The organism is Sulfitobacter sp. PS-8MA, from assembly GCF_040933935.1.
Classification (GTDB): Bacteria; Pseudomonadota; Alphaproteobacteria; order Rhodobacterales; family Rhodobacteraceae; genus Sulfitobacter.
The window spans coordinates 770,613-782,777 of sequence record NZ_JBFQYJ010000006.1 but is presented as its reverse complement, the minus strand read 5'-3'; the positions used below and the strand labels follow the sequence as shown (position 1 = coordinate 782,777).

Below are 12,165 nucleotides of genomic sequence, written 5' to 3'. Positions count from 1 at the left end.
GAGCCCCCATGCCGGAACAAAAGCCCCAAGAACAGCCAGCCTCCCCCCTGGGCCGCCGCGCCCGGCACTATTTCGGCAATCTGCTGATTGTCGGCATCATTCGGCTGGCGCTGGCCTTGCCCTACCGCCTGCGGGTGCGTTTTGTCGGGGCGCTTGTGCAGCATGTGCTGGCCCCGTTGGCGGGCTATCGGCGGCGCGCCCTGGCGAACCTTGAGCATGTCTGGCCCGATATGCCCCAGTCCCGCCGGGCGGAGATTGCGACCCGTTGCCTGAACAATCTGGGCCGGTCCTTCATTGAAAACTACTCCTCGCAGGACTTCCCCGCCCGCATGGCCGAGGCCACGCCCCACGGGCCGGGCATGGCGGCTTTGGAAGCGGCGCGCGAGGCCGGGCGTCCTGTCATTCTGGTCACCGGCCATTTTGGCAATTACGAAGCCGTGCGCGCGGCTTTGGTGGCGCGGGGCTATGATATCGGCGGTCTGTACCGCGAGATGAAAAACCCTTATTTCAACGCGCATTACGTCAAAACGCTTGAGGCTTTCGGCGGTCCGGTGTTCCCGCAGGGGCGGCGCGGCACGGCCGGTTTCGTGCGGCATCTGAAACAGGGCGGACGGCTGGTGCTTCTGTTCGACCAGCATGTGATACGCGCCCCGATCCTCGACTTCATCGGCCAACCCGCCCGCACCGCCGTCTCGGCCGCGGAGCTGGCGCTGCGCTATGACGCGCTGTTGATCCCCTTCTACGGCATCCGGCAGGAGGATGGGATCAGTTTCGACGTGGTTGTCGAGGCCCCGGTGCCGCATAGCGACCCGTTGACCATGACACAGGCGTTGAACGACAGTCTGACCGCCCGCGTGGAAGAAAACCCCGAACAATGGTTCTGGGTGCACCGGCGCTGGCGCCCTCACGAGACCTGAGCCGCGTTACCTCAGCCGCGCCGCCGCCAGGATCGGCCCCGGCCCGCCCCCGGCTTCTTGCTCTTGGATCAAGACCACCACCGGGGCCTCGCCGGGCGCCTCCGCCTGCAGGGCCAGCGGTGTCGCGCCATCCCAACTGCCCAAGACGGTCCAGCCGTGGACGATATTGGCATGGGTCATCATCCGGCCCGCATTCTCGCCGCGGGTGACTTTGGTCTGTTCCTCGGGCGAATAGCGCAGCAGATGCACCGTGGCGGGGCCGACATCCGCGCCGAGCGGCTCTGCCCTGATCTGCAGCGCCGCGCCCGTCCGCGCAATTTCCAACGCCACGGTGGGCGCGGTCTGCGCATGTTGCTCGATCGCCTCCATCAGCTTCATCGGTTTGGCGCCCATGATGTCGGTCTGCCCCTGCACGATCAATTCGGGCGTGAACACACTGCGCCGCCCCCCCACGGCGGCATAGGCGCGCTGGCGCTCGGCATGGGCCGGATCGCCAAAAGGGTCTTTCCAACCGATATAATCCCAGTAATCCACATGCAGGGCCAGCGCGATGATATCGTCGCGCGGGGCAAGCTCGGCCAGCATCGCATCGGCTTCCGGGCAGGCCGAACAGCCCTGTGAGGTGAAAAGCTCAACCACCACGGGCCGGTCCAATTCCGCATGCAAAGGGGCCGCCAGAAGCGACAGGCCGGTCAGGAGAGGCAGCAACAAAGTCTTCATCAAATCTTAAACGCATCCGGTTTTTTACTGTGGCCAGAGGTTAGCCCTAGCCAAGGTGGAATGCCAATCAACCTTTGTTGAAACGGCGCGAGGCCGCCTTTCGCCCGATTGTGCTGCGGGGGCCGACAAAACCGCTTCAAAAACGGTACACAATGGTATACATGGCAGCCAGAACCAATTGGTAACAGTTGAACCGCCGCGCCCATAGTGGCATTGAGGCGTCAACTTCGCCACCCATCAACCCCCGAAGGGAGCCCGCCATGACGATCCAAGTCGGTCACGACAGTGCCAAGACCCGCAAGACGCTTTCTGTTGGCAGCCAGCAAGTCGCCTATTACTCGATCCCGGCCGCCGAAGCCGCGGGTCTGGGTGATTTCTCCAAACTGCCCGCCGCGCTAAAAGTCGTGCTGGAAAACATGCTGCGTTTTGAAGATGGCAAGACCGTCACGCAGGACGACATCAAGGCTTTCGCCGAATGGGCGACCAAGGGCGGCAAGAACCCCCGCGAAATCGCCTATCGCCCGGCCCGCGTGCTGATGCAGGATTTCACCGGCGTGCCTGCGGTGGTGGACCTTGCCGCGATGCGCGACGGTCTGGTGGCGCTTGGCGGTGATGCCGACAAGATCAACCCGCTCAACCCTGTCGATCTCGTGATCGACCACTCGGTGATGATCGACGAATTCGGCAACCCGCGCGCTTTCCAGATGAACGTGGACCGCGAATATGAGCGCAACATCGAGCGCTATACTTTCCTCAAATGGGGCCAGAAGGCGTTCAACAACTTCCGCGTTGTGCCGCCCGGCACCGGCATCTGCCACCAGGTGAACCTTGAGTATCTCAGCCAGACCGTCTGGACCGACAAGGACCAGAACGGCGAGGAAGTCGCCTATCCCGACACGCTGGTCGGCACCGACAGCCACACCACCATGGTCAACGGCGCAGCCGTTCTGGGCTGGGGCGTCGGCGGTATCGAGGCCGAAGCCGCGATGCTGGGCCAGCCGATTTCCATGCTGATCCCCGAGGTTGTGGGTTTTGAGCTCACCGGCCGTATGGTCGAAGGCACCACCGGCACCGACCTTGTGCTGAAGGTCGTGGAAATGCTGCGCGAGAAAGGCGTGGTTGGCAAATTCGTGGAATTCTACGGTGACGGGCTCGACAATCTGCCGCTGGCGGACCGCGCGACCATCGCCAACATGGCCCCAGAATATGGCGCCACCTGTGGTTTCTTCCCGATTGACGAGGAAACCCTGCGCTATCTGACCAACACCGGCCGCGACAAGGACCGCGTGGCGCTGGTGAAAGCCTATGCACAGGAAAACGGCATGTGGCGCGATGCGGATTATGCGCCGGTCTATACCGACACGCTGAAGCTCGACATGGGCAGCATCGTGCCGGCGATCTCGGGCCCGAAGCGCCCGCAGGATTACATCGCGCTGGACAAGGCCCACACCGCCTTTGCCGAATATGTCAAAGGCATCCGCGAGGGCAAAGACACTTCGGCCAATTCCGAAATCCGCTGGGAAGGCGAAGGCGGCCAACCCGAGCCGCAGCACATCCCCGGTGACGAAGGCCACCACGCCCGCGGCTATGTGCAGACCGAAGATGGTCATTACCAGTTGCACGACGGCTCCATCGTGATCGCCTCGATTACCTCCTGCACCAACACGTCGAACCCCTATGTGATGATCGGCGCGGGGCTCGTGGCCCGCAAGGCACGCGAGCTGGGCCTCACGCGCAAGCCCTGGGTCAAGACATCGCTGGCCCCCGGCTCGCAGGTCGTCTCGCATTATCTGGAGGCCGCGGGCCTGCAAGACGACCTCGACGCGATTGGCTTCAACCTCGTGGGCTATGGCTGCACCACCTGTATCGGCAACTCCGGCCCGCTGGAGCCCGAAATCAGCAAGGCGATCAACGATTATGATCTGATCGGCACCAGCGTCCTGTCGGGCAACCGCAACTTCGAGGGCCGGATCAGCCCCGATGTGCGCGCCAACTACCTCGCCTCCCCGCCGCTCGTGGTGGCCTATGCGCTGGTCGGTGACATGAACCACGACCTGACGAACAGCCCGCTGGGTCAGGACAAGAACGGCAATGACGTCTACCTGAAGGACATCTGGCCCTCCACGCAGGAGATCGCCGATCTGGTTGAGAAGACCGTGACGCGCGAAGCCTTCCAGGACAAATACGCCGATGTCTTCAAGGGCGACGAAAAGTGGCAGTCGGTCGAGACGCCGGACAGCAAGACCTATGACTGGCCACCGCAGTCGACCTATGTGCAGAACCCGCCCTACTTCCAGGGCATGTCGCCCGAGCCGGGGACGATCTCCAACATCGAAGGCGCGAAAGTGCTGGCGATGCTGGGCGACATGATCACCACCGACCACATCTCGCCGGCGGGCTCCTTCAAGGAAACCACGCCTGCGGGTCAGTACCTGATCGAGCGTCAGGTGCCGGTGCGTGAGTTCAACTCCTATGGCTCGCGTCGGGGCAACCACGAAGTCATGATGCGCGGCACCTTCGCCAATATCCGCATCAAGAACGAGATGCTGGACGGGGTCGAAGGCGGCTATACCAAAGGCCCCGATGGTCAGCAGACCTCGATCTTTGACGCCGCCATGGCGCATCAGGAGAACGGCACCCCGCTGGTGATCTTTGGTGGTGAACAGTATGGCGCGGGCTCCTCGCGTGACTGGGCCGCTAAGGGCACCGCGCTCTTGGGCGTGAAGGCCGTGATCGCCGAGAGCTTTGAGCGTATCCACCGCTCCAACCTCGTCGGCATGGGCGTCATTCCGTTCGAGTTCACCGGCGGCGACACCCGCAAGACGCTGGGCCTGACCGGGGACGAGAGCGTCTCGATCAAGGGTCTCGACACCATCAAGCCGCTGCAAGAGGTGCCCTGCACGATCACCATGGCCGATGGCAGCACCAAGGAGATCACCCTGAAGTGCCGCATCGATACCGCGATTGAGATCGAATACATTGAGCACGGCGGCGTGCTGCACTATGTGCTGCGCAACCTGGCGAAATCCGCCTAAAGCGGCGAACGTCCGTCGAAAGATTACGAAAGGGCGGCCAGACCATGGCCGCCCTTTTTGCATCTGCCCCCCCCCGCCGCGGCCTGCGGGAACCTGTTCAGCCGCCGAAGTGTTCCCCCCGCAAGAGCCGCTTGGACCGGCCAACCATTGCCGAGGGACCACAGCGCATGATCTTCCAAATCCTCATAGGGCTCATGGGCGCGATGCTCCTGATCTTCGTGCTGCTCGATTTCCTCTATACCGCCATCGGCGCCGCACCGGTGCCCCCCCTGTCCCAGAATGTGGCGCGGGTGATCTGGCGCCTGTTCACCCGCCTGATGCCCGCTGGCAATGCGCGGCACCGGCTCTCCGGCCCGGTGGTCATGGCCGGCATCGCTTTCACCTGGATCACCCTCGTCTCGCTCGGTTGGACCATGATCTTTCAGATATCCGACACCGCCGTGGTGATCAGCGAAACCGAAGCCCCGGCGGGCTTTGCACGGGATTTTGCCTTTGTCGGTCACCTGCTGTCGACGCTGGGCGGCGGGCCCTTGGAGACCGAAAGCCCGGTCTGGCTGATCCTCTCGGTGCTGGCCGGGGTCACCGGGATGGTGATCCTGACCCTCTCGGTCAGCTTCGTGCTCTCCACCACCACCACCGTGGCACAGGGGCGCGGCCTGCTCACCAAAGCCTCGATGTGCGAGGCTGGCAGTGACGAGATGACCAATGTCACCCTGCCCGCCCTTGCCGATCTGGTTGCCAATCTCAACGCCATGCAATTCGCGCTCTACTACAGCGCCGAAGACCCTGCGCGCCGCCTGCCCGCGAGGCTTGTCGATCTGGCCCGCCGTGTGGCGCCCTACCCCGAGCAGATCCGCCGCCTGCGCATCGCGCTGGCCCCCCTGCCGGGCTTTCACGCGCCCGAGGGCAAAACCCTCGATGCGCTGAGCGATGACGCCTTTATCGCGCGGCTAGATGCCTGGGCGCAGCGCTATACGGTCTGACGGTTTGGGCTTGTTCTGGAACCACCCGCGGGCCCGGGGGATTGGTCCGGGACCCTACAGATGAAAGGACAATCCATGGCGACCAAAATCCTGGTACTCTTCTACTCGACCTATGGCACGAACCACGGCATCGCCCTAGAGGCGGCGGAAGCGGCCGAAAAGGCCGGCGCCGAGGTCCGCCTGCGCCGCTGTGCCGAGACCGCGCCGCGTGAAGTTGTCGACAGTCAGGACGCATGGCGCGAGCAGCTTGAAAAGATGAAGGACATTCCCGAAGCCACGCCGGATGACATGGAATGGGCCGATGGCTACTTCATCTCGGTCCCCACCCGCTTTGGCGTCCCGGCCAGCCAGTTCCGCGCCTTTGTCGACACGCTGGGGCCGAAATGGCAGTCCGGCGCGCTGGCGAATAAGGCGATCACCGCCACCACCTCGGCCCAGAACCCCCATGGCGGGCAGGAAACGACGATCCAGTCGATCTATGTCACCGCGATGCACTGGGGCGCGATCATCGTGGCACCAGGCTATGCCGATGGCGTGAAGTTTGAGGACGGCGGCAACCCTTACGGCTATTCCTGCCAGCCCGGCCCGCTGGATGAGCTGGGCAAGAAATCGGTCGCCTTTCAGGCCAGACGTCTGGTCGATTTTGCCGGCAAGATCAGCGGTTAAGCGCCTCTTCCAGCGCGGGCAAGAACCGCTGCTCATAGTCGCTGCCCACCAGCGGCCCGGCAAAGCGGAACAGCACCGTCCCGTCCCCGCCGACGATGAAAGTCTCGGGCGGGGCGGTCACCCCCCAGTCAATCGCCACCCGGCCCTGCGGGTCGAACCCGACCCCGGCAAAGGGGCTTTTCTCGTCTTCGAGATAGCGCGTGGCATTGCCCTCGGTATCCTTGAAGTTCACGCCGATGATGTTCATCCCATCGGCCTGCAATTCCAAGAGCTGCGGATGTTCCGCCCGGCAGGGCGGGCACCAGCTGGCCCAGAAGTTCACCAAGGAGACCTCACCGCCCCGCAGCATGTCATCCGTGGCCTGTGGAAAGCCCGGCAGCGCGGCCTCGGGCATCGCGGGGGCGGGTTTCTCCACCAGCATCGAGGGCAGCCCCTCGGGGTCTTCGCGGTACATGCCCACGGCAGCAAGGATCACGAAAGCCGCAAAAATCGCCGGCGGCGCGATCATCATGGGGGAAAGTTTAGCCACGGCGTTTCACCTCCGCTTCTGTTTCTTCCAAGGCCCGGCGGGCGGCCCGACCGCGCCAGAGCGTCACCAGCAGCAACCCGGCCAAAAGCAGCAGGGACAGCGCATAGGCCGAAAGCACCTCGCCCGCGTATTTCCCAAGTTCCGGCATCACGCCCCCCTGTTCATCCGCGCCCGCAGCGCCGAGGTGCGGCGCAGGCGAATTTCGGTTCCGGTGCGGTAGACCACCAGCGCCAGAAACAGCAGCCCAAAGCCCAGCATCGCCAGCACCAGCGGATAAAAGAACACATCCGCCACGCTGCGGTTGCCGGTGGCCACGGGGATTGAGGTGCCCTGATGCAACCCCTGGTTCCAGAACTGCACCGCATAGCGCGACAGCACCGCAAAGACCGATCCGACAAGGCAGAGCACCGAGGTCAGGTCCGCCGCCGTGTCCGGGTCTTCGACCGCCTGCCAGAGCGCGATATAGCCAAGGTAGAACAGGAACAGGATCAGAAACGACGTCAGCCGCGGGTCCCAGGCCCACCATGTGCCCCACATCGGCTGGCCCCAGATCGCGCCGGTCAGCAGCGCAATCAGCGTCATCACCAGCCCCACCGGGGCCGCCGCCTTGGCCGCCAGCGCGCTGACATGGTGCCGCCGGATCAGCCAGATCAAGGAGGCCACCAGCATCATGAACCAGGCGTTGATCGCCATCAGCGCCGCTGGCACATGCAGATAGATGATCTTGACCGTGCTGCCCTGGCGCGCATCATCGGGGGTGCCGAAAAAGCCCCAGATCAATCCCACAACAGTAAAGACCGCCGCCAGCGCCCAGAGCGCAGGCTGCACCCGCGCCGACAGCGCGAGGAATTTGACCGGATTTGCATATTGCCAAAGGGACATGGGGATTACCTACCGCGCAGATGAAGGCTGCTCAATGCACAAAATTGTTGGGTCACCGCAAGCCCATCCGCAGCACCACCGCCGCAGCAAAGGGCATCAAGGCCACCACGGCCAAGGTCAGCCCGGCGAGCATCAAAAGCGGCGTCGAAGGGTCCAGCCCCGCGCTGCCCCGCCGCGCCACCTCAGCCCCGAAAATCAGCGTCGGGATGTAAAGCGGCAGGACCAGAAGCGACAAGAGCAGCCCGCCGCGTTTGATCCCCACCGTCAGCGCCGCGCCGAACATGCCGATGACCGACAGCGCCGGGGTGCCAAGCGCCAGCGAGGTCAAGAGCCACAGATGCCCCGGCGCCGCAAGTTGCAACATCAGGCCAAGGAAAGGGGCCGCCAGCACCAGCGGCAGGCCGGTGGTGAGCCAATGCGCCAGCGCCTTGATCGCCAGCGCCCCCTCCAGCGGCAGCGGCGCGGTCAGCAGCAGTTCCAGCGAGCCATCTTCGAGATCCAGCGCCAGGAGCCGGTCGAGCGACAGCAGACAGGCCAGAAGCGCCCCGAGCCAGAGCACGCCGGGGGCAATCGCCTCCAGCAGCGCGGCTTCCGGCCCGACGCTGAAGGGCACCAGCATGGTCACGATCAGGAAAAAGGCGAGCCCGAGGCCAAAGCCCCCGCCCGCCCGCAGCGCCAGCCGCAAATCGCGCAGCAACAGCGCCTTCACAGAAAGACCGCGTCGCTTGCGCCAAGCTCCGCCTCCGGTGCCGCGCAATAGGCGCTGATGTCGAGCACCCGCGCCGCGATCCCCAGATCGATATGGGTGGCCATCAGCGCCGCTCCCCCGGCCGCCAGATGCCCCCGCAGCACCGCGCCGAACAGGGCCACCGCCTGTGCGTCGAGCGAGACCGTGGGCTCATCCAGCACCCAGATGGGCCGCCCGGTGACCAAGAGCCGCGAGAGCCCGAGCCGGCGCTTTTGCCCGGCCGAAAGGGTCGCGGCCAGCCGGTCCGCCAAATCCTCCAGCGCATAGCCCTTGAGCGCGGGCGAAATATCAGACTTGCCAAAGACCTGCGCCCAGAAGGTCAGGTTCTCCCGCACCGTCAGCATGGCCTTTAACCCATCCGCATGGGCCGCATAGGCGATGCGGTCCTCGGCCCCGTCAATCCGCCCCGAGAGCGGCGGCTGAAGCCCTGCGATTGCGCGCAGCAATGTCGTCTTGCCCGCCCCATTCGGGCCACGCAGCACCAGCGCTTCGCCGGGGGCCAGGGTAAAGGACACCCCCGCCAGCACCGGCACACCGCCACGCGCGACGCTCAGATCGCTGACCTGCAAGGCGGCGCCCATTGCGCTCTCAGACCGGCAATAGGGCCAGCGCGATGCGCCGCCCCTCGCTCAGCAGGATGTTATAGGTGCGGCAGGCGGCGGGGGAGGACATCACCTCGACCCCCAGACCGGCCTCTTCCAATGTGTCGCGCAGATCGTCGGGGATATGCGCGACCTCCGCCCCGGTGCCGAGAAAGACCACATCGACCTTGCCCACCAGCGCCAGTACCGGCGCCGGATCGGCCAGACCGCCCCAGCCGGTGATCCCCTCGGGGCCAATGACCTGCGGGCCTTCGATGACCTCACCGCCGACGCGAAAGAAACCGGGGCCATAGCCGTCAATCGGCTTGGCATCGGTATAGGTGATTTCGTTCAAACGCATATCATGTCCTTTCCGCGAAAAAGCGACGGGGCCAGCCTAGCGCAGAGCGGTCTGGGGAAACAGGGGGCGCCGCGCTGGCCCCCGTTGCGGGGGGCCAACACCTGTCCGTCAGGCGTCGATATTTGCGAACTGCGTGCCTGCTCCCGCGTCGGGCTTCGACCAGTCGCGCTTGACGCCAAGGAAAAGCACCACGTTCTTTGCCACATAGACCGAGGAATATGTCCCCACGACAACACCCCAGGTGATGGCGAAAACAAAGGCCCGGATCACGTCACCGCCAAGGATCAGCAGCGCGATCAGCGCCAGCAGCGTGGTGCCGGAGGTCATCAGGGTCCGGCTCAGCGTCTCATTCACCGAAAGGTTCATCACCTCACGCAGGGGCCGCTTTTTGTATTTGCGCAGATTCTCCCGCAGACGGTCAAAGATCACAACCGTGTCGTTGATCGAATAGCCGATGATGGTCAGGATCGCCGCCACCACCGGCAGATCAAAGCGGATCTGCAGGAGCGAGAACAGCCCGATGGTCAGCACCACGTCATGGAACAGCGCCACCACGGCCCCGACCGAGAATTGCCATTCAAAGCGCAGCCAGATGTAGATCAGAATCGCCGCCAGCGCCCCGCCGACCGCCAGAAAAGCGGTCTGGATCAGCTCGCCCGAGACCTTTGGCCCGACGGACTCAACGGAGGTGAACTTGATGTCCGGCGAGACCTGCTGCAAGGCCGTCTGGATCGTCTTGATCGTGTCGGTGGTGGCCGCTTCCTGCCCCTCTTGCGCCTGAACCCGGATCATCGCCACATGCTGATCCTCGCGAAAGCCGGGGTCAAAGACCTCGGAGATGGTGACATCGCCCAGTTCCAGCGGGCTCAGCGCATCGCGGTAAGCGCCCACGTCCACCGCCTGCGCGGCTTCGGTGCGCAGCGTGGTGCCGCCGCGGAAGTCGATGCCAAAGTTCAGCCCCATCACGCCCCAGACGATCAGCGACAGGATCATCGCCACCACGGAGGCGCCAAAGGTGATCTTGGCATAGCCAAAGAAATCGAAGTTCGTATTGTCGGGTACCAGCTTCAGTCGCATGTCAAACCTCGATTGTCTTGGGACGGCGGCGTTCAAACCAGATCACCACCAGCAAGCGGGTGACGAAATAGGCGGTGAAGACCGATGTGACGATGCCCAGCCCCAATGTCACGGCAAAGCCGCGCACCGGGCCGGAGCCTAGGGCAAAGAGGATGACCGCCACGATGAAAGTGGTGATATTGGCATCCAGAATGGCACTCAGCGCCCGCTCATAGCCCAGCGAGATCGCCCGCGCCGCGCCCTTGGCATTGCGCTGCTCTTCGCGGATACGCTCGAAAATCAGCACATTGGCGTCCACCGCCATGCCGACGGTCAGCACGATGCCCGCAATGCCCGGCAGGGTCAGCGTGGCGCCGATGAGGCTCAAAAGGCCAAAGATCAGCCCGACGTTGATGATCAGCGCGATATTGGCGAAGAAGCCGAACAGCCCGTAAGACGCCCACATGAAGAAGAGCACGGCGGTGAAGGCCACCGCGGTGGCAATCTTGCCCGCGTCGATGCTGTCCTGGCCCAGTTCCGGCCCGATGGTGCGTTCTTCGACAAAGCTCAGCCCCGCAGGCAAGGCACCGGCGCGCAGCAAGACTGCGAGATTGGTGCTTTCCTCCACGGTGAACCGCCCGGTGATGATGCCCGAGCCGCCGGGGATATGGCTTTGGATGGTGGGGGCGCTGATGACCTCGTCATCCAGCACGATGGCAAAGGGCGCGCCGATGTTCTCGGCGGTGTAGTCGCCGAACTTGCGCGCGCCATTGGTATCAAAGCGGAAGGAGACGGCCGGCGCGCCGTTCTGGTCAAAGCTGGGCTGCGCGTCGACAAGCTGCTCGCCGGTCACGACGGGGGCGGTCTCGATGGTGTAGAAGACACCCTCTTGATCCGCCGCCGGCAGGATCGCATTGCCGATGCCGGGGTTGTCGTTTTCATTCGAGCCCCGGTTCACCACCGGGTTAAAGGTCAGCTGCGCGGTGGTGCCGATGATCGCTTTCAACTCGGCGGCAGAACCGATGCCCGGCACCTGGATCAAAATCCGGTCCGCCCCCTGCCGCTGGATTGTCGGTTCGCGGGTGCCGACCTCGTCGATCCGGCGGCGCACGATTTCAAGGCTCTGCTGCATGGTGCGCTCATCCGTCGCCCGCTTTTCAGCCTCCGACAGGGTGATGGTGATGACACCATTGGCCCCGCTGACATTGATGTCGCTGCCGCCTGCCCCGGTCACGGTGGTGACCGGACGGGCCAGACCGCGGGTGATCTCCAAGGCTTCGGCCATCTTGTCCGGATCGTTCAACCGCACCCGCAATTCACCCGCCGGCGCCTCTTCGCGCCGCACCGGCGTCAGGCTGCGCAGCGCATCGCGGACTTCGGGCCATTGCGCCTCCATCCGGCTTTCGTAGACATCGGCCAATTGCACCTCGGCCAGCAGATGCGCACCGCCGCGCAAATCGAGGCCAAGGTTCACCAGCCCCGAGGGCATCCAATCGGGCCAGAGCGCGCGCTGCGCTTCAAGCTCGGGCGTGCTGCCCTGCACTTCGATCGCCGCGACCGCATCATTGTGCTGCTCGACAGGGGTGTAAAACGCATTGGGCAGCGCCAGCCAAAGTCCCGCCAGACAGGTCAGGACAATGGCAATCCGCTTCCACAGATCAATCTGAAGCATGGTTCCGCCTTTGGG

Annotated in this window: 13 protein-coding genes; 4 read left to right on the top strand and 9 right to left on the bottom strand. The window is 64.2% G+C overall.

The features are described 5' to 3' along the window. Positions 1-8: 8 nt before the first annotated feature. Complete coding sequence (locus AB4M76_RS07715) at positions 9-917, top strand: lysophospholipid acyltransferase family protein (protein ID WP_368441224.1); 909 nt, start codon at positions 9-11, stop codon at positions 915-917. A 6-nt stretch (positions 918-923) separates the two neighbouring features. On the opposite strand, the gene AB4M76_RS07710 is transcribed toward AB4M76_RS07715, so the two are convergent. Beyond that, positions 924-1,637, bottom strand: coding sequence for a DUF1223 domain-containing protein (locus AB4M76_RS07710; RefSeq protein WP_368441222.1), 714 nt, complete (start codon positions 1,635-1,637; stop codon positions 924-926). A 260-nt stretch (positions 1,638-1,897) separates the two neighbouring features. On the opposite strand from AB4M76_RS07710, the gene acnA reads away from it, so the two are divergent. The 3 genes from acnA (at position 1,898) to AB4M76_RS07695 (ending at position 6,321) form a co-directional block, all read left to right on the top strand. Further along, positions 1,898-4,672 (top strand): aconitate hydratase AcnA, encoded by a 2,775-nt coding sequence (gene acnA / locus AB4M76_RS07705; RefSeq protein WP_368441220.1) that lies wholly within the window; start codon positions 1,898-1,900, stop codon positions 4,670-4,672. 167 nt (positions 4,673-4,839) lie between these two features. Next, entirely contained in the window at positions 4,840-5,655 is an 816-nt protein-coding gene (locus AB4M76_RS07700) for a hypothetical protein (RefSeq protein ID WP_368441218.1), read from the top strand. Between the two features lie 75 nt (positions 5,656-5,730). After that, positions 5,731-6,321, top strand: a complete 591-nt coding sequence (locus AB4M76_RS07695; RefSeq protein WP_368441216.1) for an NAD(P)H-dependent oxidoreductase — start codon at positions 5,731-5,733, stop codon at positions 6,319-6,321. On the opposite strand, the gene AB4M76_RS07690 is transcribed toward AB4M76_RS07695, so the two are convergent. From AB4M76_RS07690 to secD, 8 genes are all read right to left on the bottom strand, one after another. Beyond that, positions 6,311-6,829: a DsbE family thiol:disulfide interchange protein gene (locus AB4M76_RS07690; protein WP_368442400.1), complete on the bottom strand. Its 519-nt coding sequence runs from the start codon at positions 6,827-6,829 to the stop codon at positions 6,311-6,313. The genes AB4M76_RS07695 and AB4M76_RS07690 overlap by 11 nt on opposite strands. Before the next feature lie 13 nt (positions 6,830-6,842). Continuing rightward, positions 6,843-6,998 (bottom strand): heme exporter protein CcmD, encoded by a 156-nt coding sequence (gene ccmD / locus AB4M76_RS07685; protein ID WP_368441214.1) that lies wholly within the window; start codon positions 6,996-6,998, stop codon positions 6,843-6,845. After that, positions 6,998-7,732, bottom strand: coding sequence for a heme ABC transporter permease CcmC (gene ccmC / locus AB4M76_RS07680; protein WP_368441212.1), 735 nt, complete (start codon positions 7,730-7,732; stop codon positions 6,998-7,000). Before ccmC ends, ccmD begins: the two co-directional genes overlap by 1 nt. Positions 7,733-7,784: 52 nt before the next feature. Further along, positions 7,785-8,441, bottom strand: a complete 657-nt coding sequence (gene ccmB, locus AB4M76_RS07675; RefSeq protein WP_368441210.1) for a heme exporter protein CcmB — start codon at positions 8,439-8,441, stop codon at positions 7,785-7,787. Beyond that, entirely contained in the window at positions 8,438-9,061 is a 624-nt protein-coding gene (gene ccmA, locus AB4M76_RS07670) for a heme ABC exporter ATP-binding protein CcmA (protein WP_368441208.1), read from the bottom strand. The genes ccmB and ccmA overlap by 4 nt, the downstream gene beginning before the upstream one ends. A gap of 7 nt (positions 9,062-9,068) precedes the next feature. Continuing rightward, a complete protein-coding gene (locus tag AB4M76_RS07665) occupies positions 9,069-9,422 on the bottom strand; it encodes an Mth938-like domain-containing protein (protein WP_368441206.1) in 354 nt (117 codons plus the stop codon). 108 nt (positions 9,423-9,530) lie between these two features. Further along, entirely contained in the window at positions 9,531-10,499 is a 969-nt protein-coding gene (gene secF / locus AB4M76_RS07660) for a protein translocase subunit SecF (RefSeq protein ID WP_368441204.1), read from the bottom strand. A gap of 1 nt (position 10,500) precedes the next feature. Then, a complete protein-coding gene (gene secD / locus AB4M76_RS07655) occupies positions 10,501-12,150 on the bottom strand; it encodes a protein translocase subunit SecD (RefSeq protein WP_368441203.1) in 1,650 nt (549 codons plus the stop codon). Between the last annotated feature and the right edge of the window lie 15 nt (positions 12,151-12,165).